The organism is Sphingorhabdus pulchriflava (assembly GCF_003367235.1).
GTDB lineage: Bacteria > Pseudomonadota > Alphaproteobacteria > Sphingomonadales > Sphingomonadaceae > Sphingorhabdus_B > Sphingorhabdus_B pulchriflava.
In genome coordinates this window covers 337499-362607 of record NZ_QRGP01000003.1, presented here as the reverse complement: position 1 = coordinate 362607, position 25109 = coordinate 337499, and the positions used below count along the sequence as shown (strand labels likewise).

General features: G+C 61.4%; 29 protein-coding genes. 8 read left to right on the top strand and 21 right to left on the bottom strand.

Going from position 1 to position 25109, the window contains the following annotated elements:
- Positions 1 to 3: 3 nt before the first annotated feature.
- The 4 genes from DXH95_RS15875 to DXH95_RS15860 form a co-directional block, all read right to left on the bottom strand.
- Positions 4 to 1224 (bottom strand): TolC family protein, encoded by a 1221-nt coding sequence (locus tag DXH95_RS15875; protein WP_115550527.1) that lies wholly within the window; start codon positions 1222 to 1224, stop codon positions 4 to 6.
- A 63-nt stretch (positions 1225 to 1287) separates the two neighbouring features.
- Entirely contained in the window at positions 1288 to 1629 is a 342-nt protein-coding gene (locus DXH95_RS15870) for a hypothetical protein (RefSeq protein WP_147291771.1), read from the bottom strand.
- A gap of 44 nt (positions 1630 to 1673) precedes the next feature.
- Complete coding sequence (locus DXH95_RS15865; RefSeq protein ID WP_115550525.1) at positions 1674 to 2249, bottom strand: methyltransferase family protein; 576 nt, start codon at positions 2247 to 2249, stop codon at positions 1674 to 1676.
- On the bottom strand, positions 2246 to 2887 hold the full coding sequence (locus tag DXH95_RS15860) for a cation efflux transmembrane domain-containing protein (RefSeq protein ID WP_115550524.1): 642 nt from the start codon (positions 2885 to 2887) through the stop codon (positions 2246 to 2248). The genes DXH95_RS15865 and DXH95_RS15860 overlap by 4 nt, the downstream gene beginning before the upstream one ends.
- A gap of 70 nt (positions 2888 to 2957) precedes the next feature.
- On the opposite strand from DXH95_RS15860, the gene DXH95_RS15855 reads away from it, so the two are divergent.
- Positions 2958 to 3362, top strand: coding sequence for a MerR family transcriptional regulator (locus DXH95_RS15855; protein ID WP_115550523.1), 405 nt, complete (start codon positions 2958 to 2960; stop codon positions 3360 to 3362).
- Between the two features lie 35 nt (positions 3363 to 3397).
- Here the strand turns inward: DXH95_RS15855 and DXH95_RS15850 are convergent, their stop codons facing one another.
- Genes DXH95_RS15850 through DXH95_RS15785 form a run of 14 tightly spaced genes read right to left on the bottom strand, consistent with a single transcriptional unit; the run spans position 3398 to position 15842 of the window.
- A complete protein-coding gene (locus tag DXH95_RS15850; RefSeq protein WP_147291770.1) occupies positions 3398 to 4183 on the bottom strand; it encodes an LPD7 domain-containing protein in 786 nt (261 codons plus the stop codon).
- Positions 4176 to 6011: a type IV secretory system conjugative DNA transfer family protein gene (locus tag DXH95_RS15845; protein WP_115550521.1), complete on the bottom strand. Its 1836-nt coding sequence runs from the start codon at positions 6009 to 6011 to the stop codon at positions 4176 to 4178. The genes DXH95_RS15850 and DXH95_RS15845 overlap by 8 nt, the downstream gene beginning before the upstream one ends.
- The gene (gene virB11, locus DXH95_RS15840) at positions 5983 to 6993 is read right to left on the bottom strand and encodes a P-type DNA transfer ATPase VirB11 (protein ID WP_115550520.1); all 1011 of its coding nucleotides are present in this window, start codon (positions 6991 to 6993) and stop codon (positions 5983 to 5985) included. The genes DXH95_RS15845 and virB11 overlap by 29 nt, the downstream gene beginning before the upstream one ends.
- Positions 6993 to 8171, bottom strand: a complete 1179-nt coding sequence (gene virB10, locus DXH95_RS15835) for a type IV secretion system protein VirB10 (protein WP_239016698.1) — start codon at positions 8169 to 8171, stop codon at positions 6993 to 6995. Before virB10 ends, virB11 begins: the two co-directional genes overlap by 1 nt.
- The gene (gene virB9 / locus DXH95_RS15830) at positions 8168 to 9037 is read right to left on the bottom strand and encodes a P-type conjugative transfer protein VirB9 (protein WP_115550519.1); all 870 of its coding nucleotides are present in this window, start codon (positions 9035 to 9037) and stop codon (positions 8168 to 8170) included. The genes virB10 and virB9 overlap by 4 nt, the downstream gene beginning before the upstream one ends.
- Entirely contained in the window at positions 9034 to 9720 is a 687-nt protein-coding gene (locus tag DXH95_RS15825; protein ID WP_115550561.1) for a VirB8 family type IV secretion system protein, read from the bottom strand. Before DXH95_RS15825 ends, virB9 begins: the two co-directional genes overlap by 4 nt.
- Positions 9721 to 9725: 5 nt before the next feature.
- A complete protein-coding gene (locus tag DXH95_RS15820; protein ID WP_147291769.1) occupies positions 9726 to 10067 on the bottom strand; it encodes a hypothetical protein in 342 nt (113 codons plus the stop codon).
- Positions 10068 to 10080: 13 nt separating this feature from the next.
- On the bottom strand, positions 10081 to 11076 hold the full coding sequence (locus DXH95_RS15815) for a TrbL/VirB6 family protein (protein ID WP_115550517.1): 996 nt from the start codon (positions 11074 to 11076) through the stop codon (positions 10081 to 10083).
- A 9-nt stretch (positions 11077 to 11085) separates the two neighbouring features.
- Positions 11086 to 11337 (bottom strand): EexN family lipoprotein, encoded by a 252-nt coding sequence (locus tag DXH95_RS15810; RefSeq protein ID WP_115550516.1) that lies wholly within the window; start codon positions 11335 to 11337, stop codon positions 11086 to 11088.
- 1 nt (position 11338) lies between these two features.
- Entirely contained in the window at positions 11339 to 12043 is a 705-nt protein-coding gene (locus DXH95_RS15805) for a type IV secretion system protein (protein WP_115550515.1), read from the bottom strand.
- Positions 12044 to 12064: 21 nt separating this feature from the next.
- Entirely contained in the window at positions 12065 to 14458 is a 2394-nt protein-coding gene (locus DXH95_RS15800) for a VirB4 family type IV secretion/conjugal transfer ATPase (protein WP_115550514.1), read from the bottom strand.
- The gene (locus DXH95_RS15795; protein ID WP_115550513.1) at positions 14451 to 14795 is read right to left on the bottom strand and encodes a VirB3 family type IV secretion system protein; all 345 of its coding nucleotides are present in this window, start codon (positions 14793 to 14795) and stop codon (positions 14451 to 14453) included. The genes DXH95_RS15800 and DXH95_RS15795 overlap by 8 nt, the downstream gene beginning before the upstream one ends.
- A 4-nt stretch (positions 14796 to 14799) precedes the next feature.
- The gene (locus DXH95_RS15790) at positions 14800 to 15165 is read right to left on the bottom strand and encodes a TrbC/VirB2 family protein (RefSeq protein WP_239016697.1); all 366 of its coding nucleotides are present in this window, start codon (positions 15163 to 15165) and stop codon (positions 14800 to 14802) included.
- Positions 15162 to 15842, bottom strand: a complete 681-nt coding sequence (locus tag DXH95_RS15785) for a lytic transglycosylase domain-containing protein (RefSeq protein ID WP_115550511.1) — start codon at positions 15840 to 15842, stop codon at positions 15162 to 15164. Before DXH95_RS15785 ends, DXH95_RS15790 begins: the two co-directional genes overlap by 4 nt.
- Before the next feature lie 364 nt (positions 15843 to 16206).
- Between DXH95_RS15785 and DXH95_RS15780 the strand changes: the two genes are divergently transcribed.
- Positions 16207 to 16668, top strand: coding sequence for an Lrp/AsnC family transcriptional regulator (locus tag DXH95_RS15780; protein ID WP_115550510.1), 462 nt, complete (start codon positions 16207 to 16209; stop codon positions 16666 to 16668).
- A gap of 33 nt (positions 16669 to 16701) precedes the next feature.
- Here the strand turns inward: DXH95_RS15780 and DXH95_RS15775 are convergent, their stop codons facing one another.
- Genes DXH95_RS15775 through copC form a run of 3 tightly spaced genes read right to left on the bottom strand, consistent with a single transcriptional unit; the run spans position 16702 to position 20340 of the window.
- Positions 16702 to 19032, bottom strand: coding sequence for a heavy metal translocating P-type ATPase (locus tag DXH95_RS15775; RefSeq protein WP_115550509.1), 2331 nt, complete (start codon positions 19030 to 19032; stop codon positions 16702 to 16704).
- Positions 19029 to 19958 (bottom strand): copper homeostasis membrane protein CopD, encoded by a 930-nt coding sequence (gene copD / locus DXH95_RS15770; protein ID WP_115550508.1) that lies wholly within the window; start codon positions 19956 to 19958, stop codon positions 19029 to 19031. Before copD ends, DXH95_RS15775 begins: the two co-directional genes overlap by 4 nt.
- 4 nt (positions 19959 to 19962) lie before the next feature.
- Complete coding sequence (gene copC / locus DXH95_RS15765; RefSeq protein ID WP_115550507.1) at positions 19963 to 20340, bottom strand: copper homeostasis periplasmic binding protein CopC; 378 nt, start codon at positions 20338 to 20340, stop codon at positions 19963 to 19965.
- A 129-nt stretch (positions 20341 to 20469) separates the two neighbouring features.
- Between copC and DXH95_RS15760 the strand changes: the two genes are divergently transcribed.
- From DXH95_RS15760 to DXH95_RS16020, 6 genes are all read left to right on the top strand, one after another.
- Positions 20470 to 20733 (top strand): hypothetical protein, encoded by a 264-nt coding sequence (locus DXH95_RS15760; protein ID WP_115550506.1) that lies wholly within the window; start codon positions 20470 to 20472, stop codon positions 20731 to 20733.
- Positions 20733 to 21188, top strand: coding sequence for a periplasmic heavy metal sensor (locus DXH95_RS15755; RefSeq protein ID WP_115550505.1), 456 nt, complete (start codon positions 20733 to 20735; stop codon positions 21186 to 21188). Before DXH95_RS15760 ends, DXH95_RS15755 begins: the two co-directional genes overlap by 1 nt.
- Positions 21185 to 21754, top strand: a complete 570-nt coding sequence (locus tag DXH95_RS15750) for an RNA polymerase sigma factor (protein ID WP_115550504.1) — start codon at positions 21185 to 21187, stop codon at positions 21752 to 21754. The genes DXH95_RS15755 and DXH95_RS15750 overlap by 4 nt, the downstream gene beginning before the upstream one ends.
- Before the next feature lie 65 nt (positions 21755 to 21819).
- Positions 21820 to 23577: a copper resistance system multicopper oxidase gene (locus DXH95_RS15745; protein ID WP_115550503.1), complete on the top strand. Its 1758-nt coding sequence runs from the start codon at positions 21820 to 21822 to the stop codon at positions 23575 to 23577.
- Entirely contained in the window at positions 23574 to 24572 is a 999-nt protein-coding gene (locus tag DXH95_RS15740; RefSeq protein WP_115550502.1) for a copper resistance protein B, read from the top strand. The genes DXH95_RS15745 and DXH95_RS15740 overlap by 4 nt, the downstream gene beginning before the upstream one ends.
- Before the next feature lie 66 nt (positions 24573 to 24638).
- Positions 24639 to 25058, top strand: a complete 420-nt coding sequence (locus tag DXH95_RS16020) for a hypothetical protein (RefSeq protein ID WP_147291768.1) — start codon at positions 24639 to 24641, stop codon at positions 25056 to 25058.
- Positions 25059 to 25109 lie beyond the last annotated feature (51 nt).

Sequence of the window (25109 nt, the reverse complement as noted above, 5' to 3'; positions counted from 1 at the left end):
GGATCAATCCCCTGCGCGCACATTGGCGCGGATCAGTGCGGCGAGCGCACGGGCGCGGTCGAGGCGGGCCTCGATGAGCGCGGTTTTGGCGGTGGTGAGCGCGGCTTGCGCGTCGAGCAGTTCGAGCAGGCTGAACTTGCCCGCGCCGTAGCCGATGCGGGCGAGCCGCACGGCTTCCTCGGCCTGCGCCAGCGATGGCCCGGACAGCGCCTCGACCCGCGCATCGGCGGCCCCAAGCAACATCCGCGCATCATGCTGCGCACGGCGAGCATTGAGCCGAGCTTGAAGAAGCGCGGCTTCGCCAGCGAGCGCGTCCGACTGCGCCGCTTCGATCCCGCCACGATTGCGGTTGCGCACGGGTAACGGAATTGAAAAGCCAGCAACGAATGCCGTCTCGCGCCCGTCATTGATCCGCCGGACACCGCCGCTCGCGGTAACATCGGGCACCGCCTCGGCGCGCGCTACCCTGATGCGCGCTTGTGCCGCATCGCGCTCCGCTGCGGCAAGCTGCTCGTCAAGCGATGGCGTTGCTGGTGGCAATGCGCCGGGTGCGGCTTCGTCGTAAATCGGCGTCGCGGACAGTTCTGGATCGTCGCTGCCGATCAGGTCGGCCAGCAAGCGACGCGCGGCGAGCAATTCGCCAAAGGCGCGGGCTTCCTCGGCCTGTGCTTCGGCCAGCCCGGCCTCGGCGCGGAGCTGACGCAATGGCGGATCGCGTCCGGCCTCGACCAGCACTCTCGCCGTGCGCGCCAATTCGCGGGCCTGGCCGACATTTTCGCGCGCCAGCACGGCGCGATCCTCGGCGGCGCGCAGCTCGGCATGGGCAATGCGAATATCGCGTGCAAGATCGGCCTCGGCTGCGCGGAACGAGAGGAAGGCGAAATCGCGTTCGGACGAAGCGACCGCGACGCGGGCGCTCCGCTTGCCACCCAGCTCGATCCGCTGGCTGATCGCAAGCGTCGTCTCGGTGCTGCGTAGCCCCTGGAATACGCCGGTTCCGGCGAAGTTCTCAACCTCAACGCTGAGTTCGGGATTGGGCGAGGCTCCGGCCTGCCGCGCCCGCGCTTCAGCGGCGGCAGCTTTCGCCTTTGCCTCTGCAATACGCGGCGATTGTTCCGCCCCTTGGGTTAGCGCCTGCGCCAGACTTACGGGTTCGGCCAATGCCGCCCCGCTGCTGGCAATAAGCGCGCCCGCCAGCAAGGCGGCACGCAAAGATAATCTCATCTGGAAACTCCTGAACGCATGACACGAACACGCGAGAGATTACCTCCCGCGCGGCGGCATGGTTCAGGCTAGCGGAGGATCGAGCGGCGGGGCTTGGCTGCGCGAAGTTAGCGGCGTGGTCGCCGCCGGACGCACCAATGCGCCCTTTGATAGGGCGTTCAAATTGATGCGCGGCGCGTCGAGCTGCAACGCAACACTGCAATGATGATGGCTGACCGCGTGACAAGGCATGTCCTTGTCCGCCCCTTGCGAATGCGAGTGGTCAGCGTCCTCGATCTCGTGAACGTCTAGCATTTCGCTGGCATGGACGGGGCTGTTACCGTTGGCATGGGCAACCACCGGCATGACAATAACGCCGAAAAACAGCCCAATTAGAACCAATAGTGAAGGTAATCGACCCCGCATCGAATGCTGCGTAGCAGCATAGGCGTAATGGGGCAAAGATTTCCTCATGCCGAGCGCGCCAACCCCAGCCAGCGCGGCACTTGGCGACAAAAAGCGCGGTAGGCGTCACCAAAGCTGGCTTCAAGGTGCGCTTCCTCGATCCGCACCTGCACGATGCAGGACAGGACAAACAGCACCAGCGCAGACCAGCTCCACCATGTGTCGGACACGATAGCCGCCGACAGGCCGACCAGCATCATACCGACAAAGATCGGATTGCGGCTGAAGCGAAACAGGCCATGCGACACGAACAGCGGCGCGTCGCCTTCGCGGACGCCAACGCGCCATGCCCGGCCCATCTGCATCTGTGCGACGATGACAATAGCGGCACCGGCCAGTGAGACAATTGCGGCCAAAACCGCCAAATTCGTGCCATTGGCAGGGGCAAGCGCAGCCGCAACAAGCAATGCCGCGACGCACAAAGCAAAGCTGCTCCCGGCGATCCGCTGCACGCCCTTGGCCGAAGCGAAAGCCCAGGGACGGTCGCCGGTGGCGCGCCGGATGGCCATCCCGCGAACAAGTGTGGCAACGACAAAGGCGACCATTGCAAGAAAGGGGGCGGAGTGCAGACCGATCATCATGCTTGCTCGACCGCTGCGGGCAAAGCCTTCAACTCGGCGATCGCGTGACGGAATACCTGAAACCCGCCGGTCAATGCCAGCCCCGCCATGATCGAAGCGACAATCAGGTCGGGCCAGGCGCTTCCCGTTCCGAACACGCCAAGCGCAGCCAGCATCACTGCGACATTGCCGATGGCGTCGTTGCGCGAGCAAATCCAGACCGAGCGCATATTGGCGTCGCCGGTGCGGTAGCGATAGAGCAACAGAGCCACTCCGGCATTGGCGGCGAGCGCCAACAGGCCGACCGCACCCATTGCTACCGGATCGGGGGCAGTGCCGTTCACGAAGGCAAGCACCGCACTGGCGAATACCCAGGCCGCGAAGCCCAGCATGAACAGCGATTTGAGAAGTGCGGCCCGCGCCCGCCAGGCCAACGCGGCACCTACAACGGCGAGACTCACGGCATAATTGGCGGCATCGCCCAGAAAATCGAGCGCGTCGGCTTGCAGCGCGCGGCTGTCCGCCGCCGCGCCCGCCACCATCTCGACCAGAAACATGCCTGCGTTGACGATCAGCGCGATCCAGAGGATGCGCCGCCAGCGTGGATCGGCCTTGGCCGTTTCGCTCCCGCAGGCGCTCGCGCAGCAATCGTCAGACATTCCTAATCCTTCTCGACAATCTCCGAGTCGGACATCTATCTACACCCTGTAGCAACTACAGGGTCAAGCGATGAAGATAGGAGAGCTGGCGAGCGCAACTGGCACCAAGGTCGAGACGGTGCGCTACTATGAGAAAATCGGCCTCTTGCCGCCGCCTGCGCGCACCTTGGCCAACTACCGGGCCTATGGGGTCAATCATCTCGCGCGTTTGTCATTCATCCGCCGCGCCCGTGATCTTGGGTTCACGCTTGAAGCGGTGCGTGAATTGCTCACGCTATCCGACGACAAGGCGCAATCATGTGAAGCGGTGGATGGCATCGCGCGCGTCCACCTGACCGAAATCGACCGCAAAATTGGCGATCTAACTGCGCTCCGCAGCGAACTCGACCGCGTGATCGGTTCCTGCCGCCACGGCACAGTGGCCGACTGCAAGATTATCGAAACCCTTGCACCGCGCGGAAAAGTCGCATCCTGATGTTTTACCTCGTCACCAAGTCAACGCCTTCGCTTCTACCGGGATCGTCCATCGCGCTGCAAAGCCTGTTCCTGCGTGACATCGCGCACCCCATGGGCCTGCTGGTTCCGCACCTGAACGACGGCGATTTTCTCGCCCTTGGCGATGCGGATGGCAACCTCCTGACGTCTGGCCTCAATCTCCTTCGACGCCTTGACCGGATCGTCGGGATATTTGGCGCGGGCAATCGAAATGGTTTGGGCAACCAGACTTTGCGCGCGGCGCAGGTCCGGGTCGCGCGCATTTTCGGCGTGAGACTGGCTCAGAAAACGATCGGATAAGGTTTTGAGCTTGCTCAGTTCATCTTCGGTCTTTGGCGGCTTTGCGCCAGCCTTCTTCCCCTCGCGGCGTTTTTCCCGTTCAACTATCCTTTCGCGGAGACGGTCGGCTTCGGCCTGGACTAATTTGCTTGGGCTGTAATTCTCGACCGCCAGCCCTTGCGCGGCGGCGGCGAGATAGGCCGCCTTTTTGAACTTGTCGCCGCCACCCACCTTGATCGACGTCCAGCCATTCGCCTTGGCGATCCGGATGATGTCGGGAAGGGCGTCGATGTTGCTGGTCTTGAGCCGGTCGCCCGCAATCCGCACGATCGGGGTCTTATCGTCGGACGTGCGATAGAGCTTGTTACCGACGCGCAAGAATTTGCCGGTCAGGTCGTCGGTGATTGTGGGCGGCTCAAACTTGCGCCTTGGTTTCTCAGGCGGAGCCTTCGCTGTAACCGGCTTGGTCTTGGCAGTTCGGCTGCGTCCCGAAGGCGCGTTTCCTTCTAGTTCATCAACCATTTTCATCGCCTTCCTCTATGACTAAACTTGCATTGCCGCGGCCATCCAGACTCACCAGATCGGGATCGAAGCTCGGATAATCTTCGATGCGGATGTCTTCCGGCCTTATTGGATGCGCCGGATTTCCTTCGAGTTCTTCGGTGGTCATGTCGCGGAACGGCGCAGGCGCAATTGTTACAACTGCCTGTTTTTCGAGGGCCGGAACGATGGGTGCCGGCAACGCCCGTTTTTTGAAGAAGCGGTTCTTGAAATAGGCAATCTTGGTGCCGATGACCGGTGGGATGCCGCCTCGCAGCAGGATCAGCCTGTCGGATGGAAGTTGCATCAGTTCCTGGGGCAGCAGCAAGGCGCGGCGCTGTTCGGAAATTGATTTCGAGCGGTTGGCCAGCAGGCCGTTGATCGTCAGCGACCGGGTGACACTCTCCTGCCCGACATAACCGATGCGATCCGACAGTTCGTTTGCAACACGCAGTTCCTTGGGTGTGAAGGCCACTTCGACCCCGCAATTGGCGACGATTTCGTCGGCGACATACTCACCGTAAACGCCTCGCAATTGCGAGCGTGACTGGATCACCGGGAGCAGGCGGATGCCGTAGCCAGCGACATAGGAGAAGGCGCTGGCGATAACGGACGCGCGGCCAAGCCGGGCAAATTCGTCGAGGATGACCAGCACGGGGACCGGCGTAGTATCGTCGGGCAATTCCCGGACATTCAGGTCGATGAGCTGCTGGAACAACAGATTGTAGAGAGGCGCGATCCGGTCGAGTTCGTCGGGCGATACGCCGAGGTAGATTGAAATATGGCGGTTTCGCAAATCGCGCAGGTCGAAATCGCTGGCGGACGTAGCGGCATCGACCAGCGGATTCAGCCACAGGCCGAGGACGTTTGTGATAGTCTTCTTGATGTCGGCAAAGCTGTTGTCCGAACCACCGGCGAAATCGCTGAGTGCCGTCCGGCATCCGGTGGAGAGATTGAGGCTGGGGTTGGCCAGTTCCTTCTTGAAGAAGCTGCGCGCATCGCCTTCGGTCAGGTAGCGGTAGATTGCGCCCATCGTCAGCGGTTCGTCGCTGGTTTCCGCGAGCCAGGCGCCGACACCGGCAAAGCCGGTGCGCGCGCCGTTTGCCCAGAAGGCTTCGCCGCGATCGGGCGCGACGAACAGCATGGTTGCGATCTTTTGCAGCTCAATGATCACATCGTCGCGATCGCTGCGGTCGATATAGGCGAGCGGGTTGTAGCACGCGGTGCATCCCTGCCGGTCGGTAGGGTTGAACAGGAAAACGTCCTGACCATAATGTGCGCGGAAACCCGCACTGGCATCGAAATTTTCGCGTTTGACGTCGAGAACGACGACGGAGCCTTGCCATGTCAGCAGATTGGGAATGACGATGCCGACGCCCTTGCCCGAGCGGGTTGGCGCTTCGACAAGGACATGCTCGCTCCCGCCAAAGGTCAGGAAGCGTCCGCTTTTGCGCCCGACTACGATGCCCGTGGCCGAGCGGAAGCCGTGCCGTTTGAGTTCACGTTCGTTGGCAAAACGAGCCGCCCCGTGGAGCGGAGCGCCGCGCGCCCACAGCGCATAGATCAGTCCGGCGAGCAGCGTGACGCCGCCCGCCAATCCGCCCGCCATCGCCTTCACAACGCGGGGATCGCCGCGATAATACCAGACGAACTGCGGCATTTTGAGCGGATCATAGGCCGACACGGGAAGGCCCAGCACCACCCATCCGATCATGCTGGCAATGGCAAGCGCGATCAAAGCCCCGAGCGGGATGGCGATCAGCAGTCGTGCAACCCCGCCGTCAGGCGAGGTGCCTGCTCTCTGGGTCATAATAGATCTCCGTCACGCGAAACTCGCCGTCGGTTTTCTTGGTCTGGACAACCACATCGACCAGCATCTTGAGCAGCGCGCGAATATCGCCGCGCGCCAGATCGGAGCCGCCTTCGCTTTCCTTGACCAGCAGGGTCAGTTGCTCGAACGCCAGTTCGGCGGAATCCGCATGGATGGTCGTGATCGAGCCGGGATGGCCCGAGTTCACGTTGCGGAGGTAGAAGAAGGCCGTCCCGTCGCGCAGTTCCTGGAGCAAGATGCGGTCGGGCCGCATTCGGAGCGCGCTTTCGAGCAAATGCTTGGCGGTGACGTTGGCGGTGCCCTGGCCGTCCTTGGCGTAAAGCATATGGACGACATTCTTGTGCGGGACGATCAGCTCGCGGGTATCCTCGATCGTCAGCAAGCGTTCTTCGGGCGGGATGAGCTGGATCAGTCCCTTGGACAGAGTGGTCTTGCCCGAGCCGGTTGCACCCGAGATCAGGATGTTGAGTCTGGCTTTAACGGCGCAGTCGAAAAATTCGACGTGGCGGCCCGCCTTAAGCAGCGCGAGCAAGTCCAGTTCCTGCGCCGACACCTGTTTTTCGGCGATGCGCGTGTCCTTGAACAAGCCCGCCGCGTCGAAATCCGCCAATGTCATCGTTACCGTCGAGGGTTTGCGCACGGTGATCGACACCGTTTCATCGGGGACGACGGGCGGCACGATGATCTGCACCCGCTCGCCGGTCGGGAAGATCGTCGAGACAATCGGGTTTTCGCGGGTGATGTCCTGGGCGGTGTAGGCGGCTGCGGCCGTTGCCAGCGCCATCAGGTTCTTGAAATCGAGGCTGGGTTCGCTTTCCCATGTCCAGCCACCACGGCGTTCGATTCCAACTTCTCGCGGGCGGTTGATGACAAGTTCGGTGACGCGCTCGTCATTGAGATATTTGCGCAGCGGGGCTGTCACGCTGTCGAGGACAGCGGTATTTTTGCCCGGCGCGGCCATTATTTAAGCGCGAGGCCGTAAACGGTCGAGAAATCAAAATCCTGGGCAACGGTGATGCCGACATCCTCGCCTTGGTTCTTCCGCAGCACGGGTTTGATCTGGCCATTCTGTTGCAGGATCGTCGAAGCTGCATCGGAGGGAACGCGGGTGGTGTTGGAGCCACTGTTGCCGACGGCTTCCGCGCCCACGGTGGCCGCATCTTCGACCAGACTGAACAACAGCGCCGTGCCGAACCGCTGCCAGAAGAAATTGTTGACGCGCCCATCCATCCCGCCGCGACCGAGCGCGTCAGTTGCTGGCGACGCCACATCTATCGCGATCCCGCGCGGCGTGACGGCCCGCGTCCACAGCACAAACAGCCGGTATTGGCCGCGATCAAGACCGCCCTGATATTCGCCAACGATCTTCGTGCCTTTTTCCATCAGCACGACCCGGCCATTGTCCGAATAGACGTTGCGCGGCACGATGCAGCTCACATAGCCGGGCTGGCTTGAATCCATCGCCGATTGCAGCACGCAGGGAATGAAGCTGCCCGCCGTGATCAGAAAATTCCGGTCGGGAAGCGACCGGGCTTGCGCCTGTCCGATTGCCGATGCTTGGCGCAAATTATCGAGATTCGTGGCAGGCGACGAAGGCTGGCGTCCAGCAACGGGTGCGCCGCCGTAATCGCTGTTGCGAACGCCTGTGCTGCCGCTGCCTCGCTCCCCGCCATAGGCAATCAGCGACGACCGCCGAGCGGCTTCGCGTAGCACTTCAGCTTGCGATGGCTGGCGAGCTTGCTGAGCGGGCGGCGGAAGTTGCGACGGCGCAGGCCCGGCACCAATTGCGGGAACAATTGGCTCGCCTACAGCAATCGGTGCGTTGGGATCGGTCGCCGCACCCGCCAGCGTTGGAGCGATGACCGTTGCCGGATCATACTGCGCGGGTTCAAGCGCCGGTTTCGGTTTCACCGGAGGAAGGCTGGAGTTGCCGGTCAGCCCTGTTCCCAGCGCCAGCACCGTAAACATGATCGCGCCTGCTGCGGCGGCAAACCCGATCATTTTTTTCGGGTCCATCGTCGCTCCCGGCATCGACGGCATTTTGCTTGCACGCTCGACGGCTGGTGCGCGGTCGATTTCCTGGGGATCGGGCGTTTGATCGACAGTTGCGCGTTCGCCCATTGGAATGTCGGCCATCATCTTCTCTCCCCATTATCTTGACCTGACGTGCGCTCGACGATGCTCGATGCCGTGCCAGTTTTCGGGTCGCGTCCGTAAAAGTCCGGGGCTTCGTTGAACACGCACAGCACTTCCTTGCCGCGTCGGAGGCGAAGCTGGGCAAAAACGCCGTGGATCACGACAAATTCGTCGCGGACATCGAATGGAACGATGCTCTCGCTGCCATCGGGATTGACCGCGAAGAAAGCTGGAAGCTCGCGCTGGTTCGGGAAGCGCAGCGCGGTGAACTGGCCATTGTCGGTGATCTCTGAAGGCTGGATCGCCGATGAACCTTGCACCGTGTATCGGAGGTTCCGCTTTCCTTCGAGGACGGCAATATCGAGCGCCGAGCGGATAGCGCCCGCTTGCAGTGCAACGGCCCGGGAATAGGCTGCCTGCGTTGCGGCTGCCTGCGCCGCAGCCGCTTCCTCACGCGGATAGCGGAACACCACTTTGAAGAACGTGTCCGCAGTCCGCGCACCGATTGCCCCGCGCTGCGCCGACAGCTCGAATGTGTAGGTGCGATTGCCCGCGCTGGAACGGGTGATGACAATCAGGTTTGTCGCGCCCGCAAGTTCGCGGGGCTTGATGAACAACGAGTTTTCAGCCGGGGCCACCTCCCACGATACCGTATCGCCAAGCGCGACATGCTCGACGCGCTCGCCGGGCGAGAACACAATCTGCGTTGCGGAACGGAAAACGCCCACGATGCGGAAAACCTGAGTGTCGCTGTAGATCACTTCGCGGATGCGATTGTCCTGCGCGGTCGGGCGCGGGGTTTCGCTGGGGATTGCGGGGGTGCTGCCAAAGATCAACGCTATCGCCGTTAGGCAGCTCACTCGTTTCATTGCGTCACCTCCAAGTCGGCGCGGTAGGTCTGCACTTCCAGCCCGAGAGGGTTCTTGAACCGTTGCTGTTCGGTGGTGGGCGTATCGGTGGTGTCGTAGGTCACGGTCGCGATGGCGGGTGTGTCGTTAACAGTCGCCCCGCGCTGGAGCGTCTTGGTAAAGCGTATCTGCGCGACCTTCGCGGAAACGAAGGTGACGGATTTTACCGCGACGAACACCGTATCGAGGTCGGTGAAGGTCGATTGCGGCGACTTGGGATTGTCCTTGGCGTAGAAGGCGGTCCACCGCGCCTGCTCTTCACGCGACGACATCGCCAGCACGCCCTCGAAGAACTCCTGGCGTGCCTGCGGAATCCAGCCTTCGCGGTTGCGGACATAATCGGCGAGGAAATATTTAGCGACGGCTTCGTTATAGGTGATTTGCTTATCGCCGGACATCGGAGAGGTAATTTCGCTTGCGCCGGTCGCCTTATCGACCGTGATGACATAGGGCGCGACGGTCTTGAGCGGCGTCAGCATCGCAACCGCCGCAACTCCCGTGATCGCAAGTCCGCTCGCTACTGCCGCGACCATCCACGCTAGCCGCTTGGAGCGATTGGCTGCAATCAGCCGGTCGTGATCCCAGCTTGCGGCTTCCGCAAAATAGGCTTTCAGATCGTTTCTATCGGTAACGCCGCCCGCCATGACAATCAGCAACTCTGGTTGGAAATTTGAGGAGACAGGCTGCTGATTGGCGGCACTGTGGTATCGGTTCTGCCATTCGGCGCTTCGCGCTTTGGTGCAGCCGGGTTTTTCTCGGGGAAGACCTCGACGCCTCTGCGGTGCTGTTGCTGGCTTGGTGCCGGTTCCGCTGGCGTTGATGTTCCTCTCTGCGGATCGACGCTCGGCAGGATCGAACCATAAGGATTGGCTGGACGACGCTGCTTGCCGTCGCACTTGGCTAGCTTCGGCGATTTTGGCGCTGCGCTTGCCACATAGCCCGGCGCAATCAACGCCAATGCCATCGCCATGCTCAGGATACGCTTACTCATTTCCCTGCCCCTTTTATGATGTTCCACGGCTGACCGAACCGGATGTCCGCATCCGCGCGATGCCGCGTGCAAAGCCGCGTTCGATGGCGCGGCTGGTTGCCTGTGTGGCGGTCGCGCCGCGCCCGGCGACAAAGCCGCCAGCCGCTGCAATCGCCGATGCAAACTGGTTGGCGAGCGCGGGGCCGCCACCGCCAAGCGATGCGGCCAGCATCGGAATTTGCAGGAAGAAAAAGAAGCCGAGCGCGTAGAAGGCCAGCGCCTTGATCGCGGCCATGCCAATCTCGTCACTCTCGGAAATCGTGGCGATGACCGCTTCGCCGGTCTGCGTCAGGAACAATGTCAGCACGAGCGCGAACACGATCAGCATCAGATAGTTGATGCAGGCTCCCAGCCAGGCGAAGAAATAGCCGCGCGTGGACTCGAACAGTAGCCCCGCCACAAACAGCGGCCCAACAACCGAAAGCAGGGCGAGCGCAAACAGCCCGAAAGCACTGATCACGAAGCCGATGGCGGCGCAGAGCAGCGTGGCGATAATCACCATCACCACGAGGAAACCTGAAAAGACGGCATAGCCGATGTCGGGGATCGTCCCTTGCGTTTGCTGGTAGTCGGCGGCGATCTTGCGCATGGTGTTCGCGGTCTCGAAGCCTGTGCCTGCGAGCTTGTCATAATATCCGCCCAGACCGCCGACGTCCGAGCCGCCCAGCGCGCTGGCGAACTGGCCGGGGAGACCGCCCAGCGCAAACATGCCGATCTGGCTTCCGTAGAGCGAAGTCACGGCGAAATAGAGGAAAGCGAGCTGGCACCCGCGATAGGCATATTCGCGGAAAGGATATTGCACCGCTCCGCGCATGATCGCGTAGCCGAGCAGCGAGATGTAGATGACGATCCCGATGCGTAGCGCGGGGGAAACGATCCCGATTACGGCAGCATATTTCCCGACAATGCCCGCCAGCGCATTATTCAGCGCCTCGAACATCGTGGTAAAAACATGATCGCTGAAATCCATGCGCGTTGCTCAATTCTTGGGCTTTATGGCGATTTGCGATTTGGCGAAAGCTGCCGCGCGGCAGTTGGTCGTTACGACGGCGGGCTGCGTGACCGCCGGGGCGTTTGAGCCCGCCCATTCGCGGCAAATCTTCTGCATCGGCTCGATCTCGCCTGGATTGGCGACATAATAGCGCCAATCCCGCGCGGGCATGTCGGACTGGGGTGCGGGCTTGCCGCACCCCGCCAGCAGCAACGCCGTGCAGAAGATCGCCAACCGCACGTCATTGCCCCTTGTAGTAGCGGCTCGCTTCATCAAGTTTTTGGGCGAGTGCGGCTTGACCCTGGGCGGCGCGCTGCCGCTCCTGCGCCTGCTGTTGCAATGCGATTGCCTGCAACCGGAGCTGGTCGTTCTGCATCGCGGCGGATTCGAGTTGCAATCGCGCGGTTAGGTCGGCCACTTCCTTCGCGGTCGCCGCGCTGGTGAGGCGGTTTCGCAACTGGTCGAGACCCTCCGCCCGCGACGTGACGGCAGCGCCCATATTCTCGGCGAGTCCGGCGTTGATGCCGATATTGCGGGCGTTGAGATCATAGGCGGCGCGGGACTGCTCCGAACCGGCAAGGCCCAACTGCTTGAGCAAGTCGCGATAGACCGCATCGGCCTTGGCACGGCCTGCACCGACGACATCGAGATTGCCGTTGCCGAAACCTTCGAGCGAACCGCCCGATATGTCGAGTTCGCGCAGGGCATCGGATTTTAGCTGCTGCGCCAACTGCGGAATGTCGGTGAGCTTGTTCAAATCCTGATAGAGCTTCTGCGCTTCCGCGATTTGCTGCTTTCCTTGGGCCACAACCTGAATTGCCTGCCTGACCGCATTGATCTGCTGGATCAGATTGGCGCTGTCATGGACCGCGATGCCCTGCGCGAATGCAGGCACCGGGGCAGCGAACAGCAATGTTGCACAAAGTGCCTTGGTCATATTTTTCATCGACTTGTCCTTTCTCTCAGTTCAGCTTGGACGCCTCCGTTTGTGGAAGAGTGGGAGCCAGACGGCGGGATCGCGGCCCGCCTCGGCAATCACTTCGTCGGCAACGGCGGTCGTTTCCGCACGGCCCGACAGCACAGCCAGTTCATCTTCCAACCCGGCCAGATCGAGTTCGACCACCACGCTGTCATGGCCCTGCTTGACCAGAAACTTGTGGCTCTCCGGCGCAAGTTCCTCGCGCACCAGACTGTATTCGGCTTCGGACAGCGCGAAGCCTTCAACATAATCGCGTCGCGCGCCGAACGGGTTGGGCAGCATGATCTTGGTGGCGACCTGTTCGAGGATCGAATGGCTGATGTCGCTCTTGAGCGCATCGGCAGGCGACTGCGTGGCGAACACCAGCACGGCGTTTCGCTTGCGGTAAGTCTTGAGGCCATCCTGGGCGAAACGGCGGAAGGCCTCATCGCCGAGCGCCTTCCAGAATTCGTCGATGCAGATCACCATCCGCTCGCCGGTCAGGAGCCGGTCGATACGGTGGAACAGATACAGCATGACCGGTGTGCGAATGTCGGCATTGTCGAGAAAGTCGGTCATGTCGAAGCCGATGAACCGGGCGTCGAGCGTCATGCTGTCCGTCGGATTGTCGAAGACCCAGCCCAGCGAACCTTCCTGCGTCCACTTTTCCAATCGCGCACCGACACCGCCCGCATCCTTCATCCCGAGCATCGAGCGCAGCGCGCTTAACGAACGATCAGCTACGTTGAGTTTCATTACGGCATTGATGCCGTCCTCGATCAGCCGTTCCTCCTGGACCGAAATCGGTTTGCCATCGGCGCGGACGAGCTGGCGGATGAACAGGGACAGGAATGTCTTGTCTTCTGCCTTGTTGGCGAGTGCCTTCAATGGCGAGAAGCCGGTCGGCACGCCGTTATGCAGCGCAAGATAGGTGCCGCCGCTTGCAGCCACGAAGATTTGCGCACCGCGATCCTTGTCGATGAATATCTGCCGGGCACCGGTCTTTTCGGTCTGCGCCATGAGGAAGTTGAGCAGGACGGTCTTGCCGCCGCCCGATGGTCCGATGATGAGGGTGTGACCGAGATCGCCTTTGTGGAAATTGAAGAAATAGGGGCTGCGGGCAATGGTCTTGAGCAGGGCAATCGCATCGCCCCAGTGATTGCCGCTCGCACTACCCGCCGGGAATGTATGGAAGGGTGAGAAGGCGGCGAAGTTGAGTGAGGTGATCGGTGCGGGCCGTGCGCGCCAAGCAAAATTGCCGACGAGCTGCGACCAATAGGCCGCTTCCAGCGCCGCGCCTTCGCGCGCTGCCACCATGCCGGTATCGGCCAGCGCGGCCCGTGCGACCGACATATGATCGCGCAGGCCCTTCATGCTGGTGGCATAAACCGCAAGCGTGAAATGGTGATCGCCCAGCACAAAGCGGTTCGACATCAGATCGTCGCTCGCGTCGATCAGCGCATCGGCCTGGCTGACCGCGCGGTCGCCGGCATTTTCCATCTGCGTCATGCGCAGCCGGAATTTCTCGGTGGCTGCTGCCCTCCCGAGGAAGGTGAAACTCTGCGTCAACACGAACCCGAAATCGACCGATAGCAATGCCTCGAACTGGCGCGGCGTGGTTTGTGCGGGATATTCGCGGATGCCGAAGATCCCACCGAACGCCGAGGCATCGGCATCGCGCACTTCGATGGTTTCCGCGCCGAAGATCGTGCGCGAGCGGTAGAGCGCCCCGCCGAGATGGCCGCGCACGACGGGGACGCGGCGGTGGCGACCCGTCATCACCATGTCGGCCACTTCCATCGTTTCGGAGAACATCAGGCCGCGATGTTCGTAGATGGCGCAGCGGCGCGGCTCGCATCGCGCCATCAGTTTCTCGAAATCGCGGGCCTTGTCGTCGAGCAGCTCTACGAGCGCCTCGTCGAGTATCGGCCCTTGCGGTGCCTCTTTCGATACGCGCCGTTTGAACAGCTGGATGATCTTGTCGCTGCCCGTGGCGCCGGGGCGGATCACCAGTGTTACGAAGAAGCGGTTGATGAACATCCGCTCACGATTGATCCGTCCAAAATAGGCGCGGTCGAGATCGGCGGCGAAACCCGACTTGAATTTGCCGCCTGGATATTGATCGACGCGCAGGCGGATAAGGTGCGTCCAGATCGACAGCCGCTCGTCATGCAGATTGCGGAACAGTCCGTTGAGTTTGGTATGCCAGTCGTTGAGATCGCGCACATCGGCTGTCTCGAAGGCGCGACCCTGCAACTCGAAGGTCAGCATGATGTCGCCGGAATCGAGCGCCACCATGTCCTCGTTGATATGCCGTGCATAGGGCAGGAATTTGGCTGGGTCAGCCTCACGCTGTGCCACTTTTAGCGGCACCGCGTTGGTGGTTGCTATCAGCTTAGCCATGACGGCCAAAGCCTTTGCGGCGCAGGCCAGCGAGCGGCAGCGGCGAATAGCTACTGCCGCCCCAGAACGCGCGGTTGCGGTTGCCGAGCTTGGTGCGGCCCCACAAGAACAGCAGCCGGAAAGCGTTGACATCGTGGCGCACGATCAGCCGCGAGATGGAATATCCGAACGCGACGACCAGCGCAGCGTAGATTGGGCTATTGGTCCAAATCAAAACCGACGCGCTAGAAATGAGCAGCAACACCGCAGCTTCAATCGGAATCCCCGCCCACAGCGCTGGGCGCGTTACCGCGAGGAACAGCGTGTTTTTGGTCGGAGGCTCAGTGTCGTCGGTCATGGCGCTATCCGGCGATCGCGCCGACAATGGCATCCGCCGAAAAGACGATGGCGATCCCGATGATGACCGTGACCAGCACCGCAGTCGAAGCACGGCCGGTAAACCAGAGCAGACCTGTCACGATCACGGCGATGACAGCGAGTGTGCGAAGCAGTGTGGATGACAGCAGGCCGCGCACCTTGCTGGCAAAGCTCTCCAGATTCTGGGCGTAGGCAGGATCGGGGTTTGCGAACGAAATAATCGCCGCCGCAGCCAATGCCGCCCCCCACAATATCGCGCTTTGCCGCCTTTTGGGCATGGCATTAAATCTGGCGGACAGACTTGCCCGTCGCGTTCCGATGCTGCGCCCGACTCTCAGAATGACATTCATATGCTGCCCCTTTCGTTTTCAGCGAGAAACTGGGTTTCGCGGTCGTAAGCAGCCCGTTCAAAGACGTTCCACTTGGGCGGCGGTGCAGGTCGAGGCGTGATCGAAGGTGCTCGGGACGTCGTGTTTTCCAGGCTCAGCAGCTCGCGCAGATCTTCGCTTGCCGGTTCAGCGACGGCGGCGGTCGGCAAGATCAGAGCATTTGACGTGCCAGCGTCAGCAACGCCTGCGTTCCCAACCACTTTGGCAACATAGCCATTCCGAAATCCGCGCGTCTGGCTTCCCGTGTTATACATCGAGAGTGCGACCCGAAGGGCGGATTGCGGATCGCGTCCTGCCTTCACCGCATTATAGTTGGTGGTGAGGACACGGGCCAAGGCGGCAATATTGATGCAGGGGTCGAAAACCGTTTCCCATGTCAAGCCGAGCCAGCGCATGTTGCGCGAGTTGATTTGCCCAAGCCCGAGATCCACGGAATAACCGGCTGCGACATAGCGCCGGGCGGTTGCGACGGCATCGGCAGCGTTGCTTTGTTTTGCCGGTTGCCGCCCACCGTTGACGTTGAGTGCGAAAGGTTCGCCGCTGCTTTCGGTCTGTATTATGGCCAGCACCGTTTCGGGTGCGACACTTGGCGCACATTGCGACGCCAATGCAAGAATGGCAGCCGCAGAATAGGCCATCAGAGGCTATTACCAACAAGTCTGACGACTGTTCTTGGCTGTGACTTGCCTTTCATCCTTCATCTCTCCTGAATTGTCGTTTTCAGGAGCGAATACCCTGTTCGACTATCAACCTATTGATAGCTAATGGACAAATGGTTCAGCTATGGATTCAGAAAGGCGTTAGGGGCGTTTCGACTTGCCAATCGAAGCCGCTAACGGCCTTTGACCTTCAATCTTGATCCTGCGGACTGGGTTCATCGCGTCGCTGGTTGGGTTCGCTGACTGCCGATTCCTGAGGCAAGTTCATAGAAGTAAGGCGAAAACGGACTTTTGCCTTCGCAATCTCAAGGCCTCGCTGGTGTCATCCAGCTAGGGGCTAAGCATGAACCGAAGCCGATATGTAACCCGGCGCCTCGATACCATTGATCGAGAGATTATTACGGCGTTGACCGAAGACGGCCGGATGACCATCCGCGACCTTGCCGACAAGATCGGAATGTCCAGCCCCAGCGTGACCGAGCGGATACATAAGCTGGAAGATGCAGGCGCGATCCGGGGTTACACGGTGCAGGTCGATCCCAAAGTCTTCGGTCTTGGTATCGCCGCGCATGTGCGTATGCACGCAAGGCCCGGTGAAGTAAAAAGGGTCGCGCAAATGCTGTTCGACGCGCCTGAGGTTGTCGAGGCGGATCACGTCACAGGCGAGGACTGCTTTTTCGCCAAAGTGGTGGTGTGCGACGTGCAGGCACTTGAGTCCGTCGTTGATCGCTTCCTGCCGTTTGCATCTACCGATACGGCCATCATCCAATCATCAACGGTCGTCAGGCGGCTTCCCAAATTATAGCAATACCCGTTGTGACGACCGCAAATCTGAATTTCAAAGCGCAATCCTCCTTAACCGCAGCGAATTGCCGATCACGCTGACGGAGGACAATGCCATAGCCGCTGCGGCGATGATCGGTGAGAGCATCAGGCCGAACAGCGGGTAAAGCGCGCCCGCCGCCACCGGAATCCCGGCGACATTATAGGCGAACGCGAAGAACAGGTTTTGCCGGATATTCGCCATCGTCGCATGGCTCAGGTGCCGGGCGCGGGCTATTCCGGTCAAATCGCCTTTGAGCAGCGTGATGCCTGCACTTTCTATCGCCACATCGGTCCCTGTCCCCATAGCGATGCCGACATCGGCGGCCGCAAGTGCGGGCGCGTCGTTCACGCCGTCGCCTGCCATCGCCACGATCCGCCCTTCATCCCGCAGGCGTTTGACGATTGCACTTTTCTGATCGGGCAGCACATCGGCTTCGACATCGGCGATGCCTAGCCGCCGCGCGATGGCTTCCGCCGTAACCCTGTTGTCGCCCGTCAGCATGATAACATGGATGCCCGCCTCGCCGAGCGCCTTGAGCGCATCGGGCGTTGTCGCCTTGACCGGATCGGCGATGCCGATTGCACCGGCAACCTTGCCGTCAATACCAAGGAAAATCGCGGTCGCCCCTTCGCTCCGCAGACGGTCAGCCCGTTCAGCCAATTCTTCCGTCGCAATGCCGCGTTCGTGGAGGAAACGGGCGTTACCAGCGACAAGCTGGCGACCATCGACAATTCCCGTGATGCCCTTGCCTACGGGTTGATCCACATCGTTCGGTTCGCTGAGAGCTAGCCCCCTCGCTTCGGCCTCCTTGACCACCGCTTGAGCCAACGGGTGTTCGCTGCTGCGTTCGAGGCTCGCGGCTAGGCAGAGAACCTCCTGGCCGTCGAACCCTTCAGCGGTTTCGATAGCCACCACCGCAGGCTTGCCTTCGGTGAGTGTGCCGGTCTTATCGACCACAAGCGTATCGACCTTCTCCATGCGTTCGAGGCTTTCCGCATTCTTGATCAGGATTCCGGCCTGTGCGCCGCGCCCGACCCCGACCATGATCGACATTGGCGTCGCCAGACCTAGCGCGCAGGGGCAAGCGATTATCAACACCGCAACCGCCGCAATCAGGCCATAGCCCATCGCGGGCGAAGGCCCGACCAGCGACCAGACGATGAAGGCAATCGCTGCAACCGCAATCACCACCGGCACGAACCAGCCTGACACCGTATCGGCAAGCCGTTGGATCGGCGCGCGGCTGCGCTGAGCATCGGCGACCATCTGGACGATGCGCGCCAGCATGGTGTCGCGTCCGATCTTTTCGGCGCGCATGACCAGCCCGCCGGTCTGGTTGATCGTTCCGCCGATCAGCTTCGACGCAGCTTCTTTGGTAACAGGCATGGATTCGCCCGTCACCATCGACTCATCGACCGTGCCGCGACCTTCCAGCACCACACCATCGACCGGCACCTTTTCACCGGGACGGACACGCAGAGTGTCGCCAACCAGCACAGCATCGAGCGTGATTTCCTCGTCGCTTCCATCGGGCCGGACCCGGCGCGCGAGTTTGGGCGAGAGATCGAGTAGTGCGCGGATCGCACCGCTCGTCGTCTCGCGGGCGCGCAGTTCGAGCAATTGGCCGAGCAGGACGAGGACGGTAATGACTGCCGCCGCCTCGAAATAGACCGCGACCGAACCGTCGTTCGCACGAAAAGCGGCTGGAAAAATGCCGGGAGCAAGCGCTGCCGCCACGCTGTAGGCCCAGGCGACCCCGGTTCCCATTGCGATCAGCGTGAACATGTTGAGATGGCGGCTCTTCACCGACGCCCAGCCTCGCTCGAAAAACGGCCAACCGGCCCACAGGACAACCGGCGTCGCCAGCGCCAACTGGACCAGATTGGCTATTCCGCCATCAAGCATATGGCGCAGCCCGGTCAGATGTCCGCCCATTTCGAGCGCCACCACCGGCAAGGCGAGAATGAGGCCGATGACGAAGCGCCGCTTCATGTCAGCATATTCGGGCGACGGCCCATCGCTAAGCGTCGGCGTCATCGGCTCCAGCGCCATGCCGCAGATCGGGCAGCTTCCCGGTGCCGATTGCTGCACTTCGGGATGCATCGGGCAGGTCCAGATCGCGCCTTCTGGCACCTGCTCAATGCGCTTGGGTGCATCGCCCATGTAGCGGTCTGGATCGGCGCTGAACTTGGCCAAGCAGCCTGCGCTGCAAAAAAAGTGATGGACCCCCGCGTGGGTCGTCACATGGGGCGTGGTCGCCGGATCGACGTTCATGCCGCAGACCGGGTCGGTCGCTGTCCCCGTAGTCGTCGATTTTGTGTGATCGTGATGCGACCGGCTCATACCGTCATCCTCAAAGGTTCCAATGTTCCAAGCCAAGCCACGACGGCGAGGATGGCGAGCGCTGCGCTTCCCTCAGCCAGCAGGCTTCGCCTGAGGCCAGCCAACGCCGATGCGGGGTTATCGTTATGAACCGCGACACCCAACGCTGGTGTCAGCCGCCAGCGATTGAGCGCGGCGAGCGCGAGCATCGCGGCGAACAGCAGCAGCTTGACGATCAATAATTTGCCATAGTCCGTAAGCGGCAACCGCGTGAAATGCGGGAAGCCGACAACTGCGAGGCAATTGACGATGCCGGTCGCGACGATCACCGCAACTGCAATGGTGCCAACCCGCGAAAACCTATCGAGCGCGCGATGGGCAACGGCCCAGTGCGCGCCCGACTGTGCCGTTACAGGCCGGAACAGCATCCAAGAAAAGGCCGCTATACCGCCGATCCAGACCGCCGACGCTAGCATATGAACCATGTCACTCAGACGGTGTGCGGTTCCGGCCCACCCTTCGGTTGCGCCGGCATGTCCGGTCCACACCAGCGTCGCGATGGCCAGCGATACCGACGAGAGGAGGACATACCGCGCCGCCGAACTGCGGTTGATTGCCAAAGCGGCAACCACGGCGATGGCCATTGCTGCCATTCTCACCAGCCACGCTGTGCCGATGGCGCTTTCGCTCGCAATCTCGCGCAGGACTTCAAGATCGACCGTCCGAATGCTTGAACCCGTCATTTGGGCAACGAGCACGAGCATTCCAAAGCCGGAAAGCACGAAGCCGAGCGCCGCGAGGACAAAGGCTGGCCATTTCAGGGGGAGGATGTTCGATACGCGCTCTTTGGCCGAAAGAGCATGGAACGAAAATGCCGTCATGCCCGCCAGCACCATCAGATCGGCGTAGAGCGCGAACCGGATGAGGATGACGGGCAGATCGTCCATTGGATTATCGCACGGTAAAGCTGAAGTTGCTGCCCATCCGGTGCGTGTCGGCTCCTGCCGCCGACCAGGTGACGCGGTAAGTGCCACGCACCAGTGCGCGCTTGGGTGTCAAGGTCATCGACTTGCCATCGCGCGCCATCTGCGAAGTGTGAGTGATTGGCATCGGTGCATGATCGGCCATGCCGGGCATTCCGGTCATCACGACTTCGGTTTTCACGGTGGAACCGATCAGGCGCTCGTTGAAGCGCAGCACGATCCGCGCCGGTGCCGCAATGGTCGAATTGGCAGCAGGCGTGGAACTGGTCAGCGAGGCGTGAGCGAGGGCCACGCCCGGAACGGCGACCAGAGAGGCGAGAAGGAAAGGTATGAAAGTGCGGCGCATTGGAAATCTCCATGAAGTTGCGTTCGGTGGTGATACGCACGGCGCACCTGCACCCCTCAAAAAATGTGAGGGGGATCGTGCCGCCTTGCGTATAGAATTCCAGCAACATCGAATGAATCGGAATAAACTATGGACGACATGCTCAAACGGCTGGGCGAAACACCGCCCCCGACGGCATTGAGCCAGATCGACGACGCCATCATCAAGGCATTGTCTGTCGAGCAACGCGAGCGAGCGGCCAATTCGCGTATCCTGTCGGCAGCGGCGCTTGTCGCGTTGGGACTGGGCTTTGCCGGGGGTAGCGTTTCGAGTTCGCCCGCGCAGGCCGCGCCTTCGCTGTCGCCCTTCGCCACAACGGCGCTGGCACCATCCGACTTGCTGGACCCGCGCTGATGGGATCGACCAAACGCCTTCTGCTAATCGCGCTTATTGCTTTTGCCGCAGCCGCAACCGGGGTTTTTGCCGCCCGCACATTCATGGATGCACCGCGCAAGAGCGAAAGCGAAGTTCATGCGTTGCTGCACGACCGGCTCAAGCTCGATGCCGCACAGGCCGCAAAGATCGAAGCATTGGAAATGCAACACGCGACCCGCAAGCAAGCGCTGGAACTTGAAATGCGCGCGGCAAACGCCCGATTAGCTGAGGCGATCGAGGCCGAACACGGCTATGGCCCCAAAGTTACCGAGGCGGTCGATCACGTCCATCATGTCATGGGCGAGATGCAGAAGGAGGTGCTTGAGCATCTGTTCGCGATGCGCGCTGTCCTTAATCCGCAGCAGGCGAGCATCTTCGACAGAACCGTGGTCAAGGCGCTGACCGCCGAAGCCCACCCTTCGCCGGAAAGGTGAGCCTCGACCTTACTCAATGCAGCGATGGCGAGCTGACCGCGCTGTCACTTGGCGGGCAGCAAGCGGCGTTCCGCGAGTTCCTGCGCCGCTACAAGGAGCCGGTCTATCGTCTGATCCGCAGCAGCATCGGCGACGCCGATGAAGCACTCGACCTGACGCAAGAAACTTTCGTTTCCGCCTTCGCCGCACTCAAACGCTACGATCCAGAGCGCCCGTTCCGGCTTTGGATATCGCGCATCGCGCTCAACAAATGCCGCGATTGGGGACGGCGGCAAGCCGTGCGCGCCTTTTTCCGCAAGGCGCGCCCGATCGAAGATGCTTTCGACATCGCGAGCGAGACCCCGACGCCGGAGGCCGAGGCTGGCGACCGGGCCGAACTGGCAAAGGTTGCTATAGCCATGTCGCGCCTGCCCCAGAACTTGCGGCAAATCCTGGTGCTGCGCGCAGTCGAGGAGCTTTCGCAAGCCGAGGCCGCCGACGCTCTAGGCGTAACCGAAAAGACAATCGAAACCCGCCTCTACCGTGCGCGCAAACAGCTTTCCGAAATACTAAACGCAAAAGTTTGAGGGGCGCGCGACCGCGCTGCGTATCACTGGATATACGCAATCCTAACGAGTGGTCCGCCCAACCCATGACTATCCTTGATCGCCGCGCATTTCTTGGCGCAACTGCTGCTCTGGGCGGAGGCTCAGCGCTTGCTCCCCTGTTTCCGGCCTGGGCGCGAACCGGCACGCCGGGGCTTCGCGCGCCGATGGCAACGCTTTCGGGTGCGGAGATCGCGCTCAGCATCGGTCACACCATGTTCGAGACCGGCGGCAAGACCGGTCATGCGGTGACGGTAAACGGCACTTTGCCAGCTCCAGTGATTCGCCTGAAAGAAGGCCAGACCGTCAAGCTGGCCGTCACCAACACGCTCGACGAGGACAGCTCGATCCATTGGCACGGACTTTTGCTGCCTTTCCAGATGGACGGTGTTCCGGGCATCAGCTTTCCCGGCATCAAGCCTGGGCAGACATTCAAATACGAGTTTCCCGTGCGGCAAGCCGGAACCTACTGGTATCATAGCCATTCCGGTATGCAGGAGCCGATGGGCATGTTTGGCGCAATCGTGATTGATCCCGCTGGACCCGATCCGGTTGCATATGACCGCGAGCATGTAATCGTGTTGTCGGACTGGAGCTTCACCCATCCGCATACCATTTACCGCAAGCTCAAGTCGCAGGGCGGGTATTACAACCGCCAGAAGCAGACGCTCGGCGGGTTGCTTCAAGGTAAGGATCAGCCGCTCAAGGACCGGGTGATGTGGGGCGGGATGCTCATGGACCCGACCGACATCTCGGATGTGACCGGCTCGACTTACCATTACCTGATAAACGGCCACGGCACGGGCGAGAACTGGACCGGGCTGTTCACCCCCGGCGAGCGGGTGCGGCTGCGGATCATCAACGCCTCTGCCATGACCAATTTCAACGTCCGGTTGCCGGGCCTGCCGATGACGGTTGTGGCGGCCGATGGGCTGGACGTGCAGCCAGTCGAAACCGATGAGTTCCAGATCGGCATCGCCGAAACCTACGATGTCATTGTGCAACCCGGCGATGCACGCGCCTACGGGCTGATCGCCGAGGCTATCGACCGCTCCGGGCTTTGCCGTGCGACGCTTGCTCCACAACTCGGCATGGCTGCCGCAATTCCCGCGCTGCGTGAACGCCCGCTCCTGACCATGAAGGACATGGGTATGGGCGATATGGGTGCAATGGATATGTCCGGGGGCGACATGGCTGGCATGGACCACTCCGCGATGGGCGGTGACATGGCAGGGATGGATCACGGGTCGATGAAGATGCGCGACCCGTCGGTTGCGCCGCAGGTCAAAATGGGGCCGGGCGTTGCGACGCTCTCGCCAATGCCCGCCGACCGCACCGGCGACCGACCGACCGGGCTGGAGAAGGTCGATCACCGCGTGCTGACCTACCGCGACCTCAAATCGCTCGCGCCCAACCCGGATAAACGAACACCCTCGCGCGAAATCGACGTGCATCTGACGGCCAACATGGAACGCTACATGTGGTCGTTCGACGGAGTGAAATTCAGCGATAAGGCCGAGCCGCTTGCCTTCCGGCACAATGAGCGGGTGCGGGTCAACCTCATCAACGACACGATGATGCCGCACCCAATCCACCTTCACGGTCATTTTTTCGAGGTCGTGACAGGCAATCCCGGCCATCATCCGATGAAGCACACCGTCAATGTCCTGCCGGGCGGCAAAGTGTCGTTTGACCTGACCGCCGATGCCTTGGGCGACTGGGCGTTCCACTGCCATATGCTGCTGCACATGCACGCGGGCATGTTCCGCGTCGTAACCGTCCGACACGAGGAGGAAGGGGCATGAGGCACTTTCTTCTCGTAACCACCGCGCTTTTGATTTCATCGCCCGCTTTGGCGCAGCATGAAGGGCATGGGGCGCCGCCCGTCGCGGCACCAGCTCCCACGCCGGAGCCAAAGCCTGCCGACCCCCATGCCGGACACGATATGTCGGCGATGGATCAACCGGCGGCAACCGACGTCCCGCAACCAGCCCCTGCACCAAGCGACCCGCACGCTGGTCACGACATGAGCGCCATGCCGGAAGTTTCTGGAACCGAAATCGGCAACGCCCCGGCTCCCGCTCCGCCCGAAGACCATGCCGCAGATTCGCTCTTCGATCCTGCCGAAATGGCGCGGTCACGCGACACATTGCGGCGTGAACATGGCGTGTTCAATGGCTCGATGATTCTGTTCGACCTTGCCGAGTATCAGGCGCGCAAGGGTGGCGACGGCTACCGCTGGGAAGCGGAAGCCTGGTTCGGCGGCGACATCGACCGCTTCATGGTCAAGACGGAAGGCGAAGGCACGTTCGGCGAACCAATCGACGACGCAGAAGTTCAGTTGCTCTATTCCCGTGCCGTCGCACCATATTGGAACGCCCATGTCGGCGTCCGGCACGACTTTCGGCCCGATCCCTCGCGGACCTATGCAGTGGTCGGCATTGAGGGCGTTGCGCCCTACTGGTTCCACCTGTCGGGGCAACTCTTCCTGTCCGACAAGGGCGATTTCCGCGCGCGGGCCGAGGGCAGCTACGATCAGCGCATCACGCAAAGCCTGATCCTCTCGCCGCGCGCCGAATTCAACCTGTCCGCTCAGGACATGCCAGCGATCGGAGTGGGTTCCGGCCTGACCGATGTGGAGCTGGGACTGCGGCTGCGATACGAGGTGCGAAAGGAGTTCGCGCCCTACGTCGGCGTCGAATGGTCGAGAAAAGTTGGGGATACGGCACGCTATGCCAGTGCCGCTGGGGAGGATGCGAGCGTGGTCAATTTCGTTGCCGGAATCCGGTTCTGGTTCTGATCCAGCGCGGACGCTGCGGATCAGCGAAATTCGGCAGAATGGAGCTTTGGGGAAGAGGATTTTGAAATGAGAAAACTGGCAATATATTCACCCGTCATCATGCTGCCCATTCTTCTGGCAGCGTGTGGCACTTCTGAGAAATCCGCCGAAAATGGCGCGGAAGATAGTCAGGTTATGACGCCCGCAGATACGCCTCCAGAAGCGGGGGTGGCTGAAGCAAAGCCGGAGAGCCGTGCGACACCTGGCGAGAACGCCGAAGCACCGAAAAATACGGCAGAGGCATCACCACGAGAACTGCCAACGTCAGCGCCTGTCGCCCAGCCTCGGGAGGCTGTCAAAGCCGCTGCAAAACCAAAAAGCGCGACAGCGGCAATACCACCAAAACAATCGGCACCTGCGCCTGTAGCACCACCAAAGGCAACCCAGCCCGCCACACCGCCACCGGCTGAAGACCCACATGCCGGTCATAATATGGATGACATGTAGCGACTATGCCAATGCTTTTACCAAGCAGTCGGCGCTCGAAAACGAACTGAA

Excerpts from the sequence above, each read along its gene's own strand:
- DXH95_RS15875 (WP_115550527.1), bottom strand. The coding sequence starts at position 1,224 with ATGAGATTATCTTTGCGTGCCGCCTTGCTGGCGGGCGCGCTTATTGCC.
- DXH95_RS15755 (WP_115550505.1), top strand. The coding sequence starts at position 20,733 with ATGGGATCGACCAAACGCCTTCTGCTAATCGCGCTTATTGCTTTTGCC.
- DXH95_RS15740 (WP_115550502.1), top strand. The coding sequence starts at position 23,574 with ATGAGGCACTTTCTTCTCGTAACCACCGCGCTTTTGATTTCATCGCCC.
- DXH95_RS15865 (WP_115550525.1), bottom strand. The coding sequence starts at position 2,249 with ATGATGATCGGTCTGCACTCCGCCCCCTTTCTTGCAATGGTCGCCTTT.
- DXH95_RS15800 (WP_115550514.1), bottom strand. The coding sequence starts at position 14,458 with ATGGCTAAGCTGATAGCAACCACCAACGCGGTGCCGCTAAAAGTGGCA.
- DXH95_RS15855 (WP_115550523.1), top strand. The coding sequence starts at position 2,958 with ATGAAGATAGGAGAGCTGGCGAGCGCAACTGGCACCAAGGTCGAGACG.
- copD (WP_115550508.1), bottom strand. The coding sequence starts at position 19,958 with ATGGACGATCTGCCCGTCATCCTCATCCGGTTCGCGCTCTACGCCGAT.
- DXH95_RS15850 (WP_147291770.1), bottom strand. The coding sequence starts at position 4,183 with ATGGTTGATGAACTAGAAGGAAACGCGCCTTCGGGACGCAGCCGAACT.
- DXH95_RS16020 (WP_147291768.1), top strand. The coding sequence starts at position 24,639 with ATGAGAAAACTGGCAATATATTCACCCGTCATCATGCTGCCCATTCTT.
- DXH95_RS15795 (WP_115550513.1), bottom strand. The coding sequence starts at position 14,795 with ATGACCGACGACACTGAGCCTCCGACCAAAAACACGCTGTTCCTCGCG.
- DXH95_RS15870 (WP_147291771.1), bottom strand. The coding sequence starts at position 1,629 with ATGCGGGGTCGATTACCTTCACTATTGGTTCTAATTGGGCTGTTTTTC.
- DXH95_RS15785 (WP_115550511.1), bottom strand. The coding sequence starts at position 15,842 with ATGGCCTATTCTGCGGCTGCCATTCTTGCATTGGCGTCGCAATGTGCG.
- DXH95_RS15780 (WP_115550510.1), top strand. The coding sequence starts at position 16,207 with ATGAACCGAAGCCGATATGTAACCCGGCGCCTCGATACCATTGATCGA.
- virB10 (WP_239016698.1), bottom strand. The coding sequence starts at position 8,171 with ATGATGGCCGACATTCCAATGGGCGAACGCGCAACTGTCGATCAAACG.
- DXH95_RS15775 (WP_115550509.1), bottom strand. The coding sequence starts at position 19,032 with ATGAGCCGGTCGCATCACGATCACACAAAATCGACGACTACGGGGACA.
- DXH95_RS15820 (WP_147291769.1), bottom strand. The coding sequence starts at position 10,067 with ATGAGTAAGCGTATCCTGAGCATGGCGATGGCATTGGCGTTGATTGCG.
- DXH95_RS15805 (WP_115550515.1), bottom strand. The coding sequence starts at position 12,043 with ATGAAAAATATGACCAAGGCACTTTGTGCAACATTGCTGTTCGCTGCC.
- DXH95_RS15845 (WP_115550521.1), bottom strand. The coding sequence starts at position 6,011 with ATGACCCAGAGAGCAGGCACCTCGCCTGACGGCGGGGTTGCACGACTG.
- copC (WP_115550507.1), bottom strand. The coding sequence starts at position 20,340 with ATGCGCCGCACTTTCATACCTTTCCTTCTCGCCTCTCTGGTCGCCGTT.
- DXH95_RS15790 (WP_239016697.1), bottom strand. The coding sequence starts at position 15,165 with ATGAATGTCATTCTGAGAGTCGGGCGCAGCATCGGAACGCGACGGGCA.
- DXH95_RS15745 (WP_115550503.1), top strand. The coding sequence starts at position 21,820 with ATGACTATCCTTGATCGCCGCGCATTTCTTGGCGCAACTGCTGCTCTG.
- DXH95_RS15815 (WP_115550517.1), bottom strand. The coding sequence starts at position 11,076 with ATGGATTTCAGCGATCATGTTTTTACCACGATGTTCGAGGCGCTGAAT.
- virB11 (WP_115550520.1), bottom strand. The coding sequence starts at position 6,993 with ATGGCCGCGCCGGGCAAAAATACCGCTGTCCTCGACAGCGTGACAGCC.
- DXH95_RS15825 (WP_115550561.1), bottom strand. The coding sequence starts at position 9,720 with ATGGCGGGCGGCGTTACCGATAGAAACGATCTGAAAGCCTATTTTGCG.
- virB9 (WP_115550519.1), bottom strand. The coding sequence starts at position 9,037 with ATGAAACGAGTGAGCTGCCTAACGGCGATAGCGTTGATCTTTGGCAGC.
- DXH95_RS15760 (WP_115550506.1), top strand. The coding sequence starts at position 20,470 with ATGGACGACATGCTCAAACGGCTGGGCGAAACACCGCCCCCGACGGCA.
- DXH95_RS15860 (WP_115550524.1), bottom strand. The coding sequence starts at position 2,887 with ATGTCTGACGATTGCTGCGCGAGCGCCTGCGGGAGCGAAACGGCCAAG.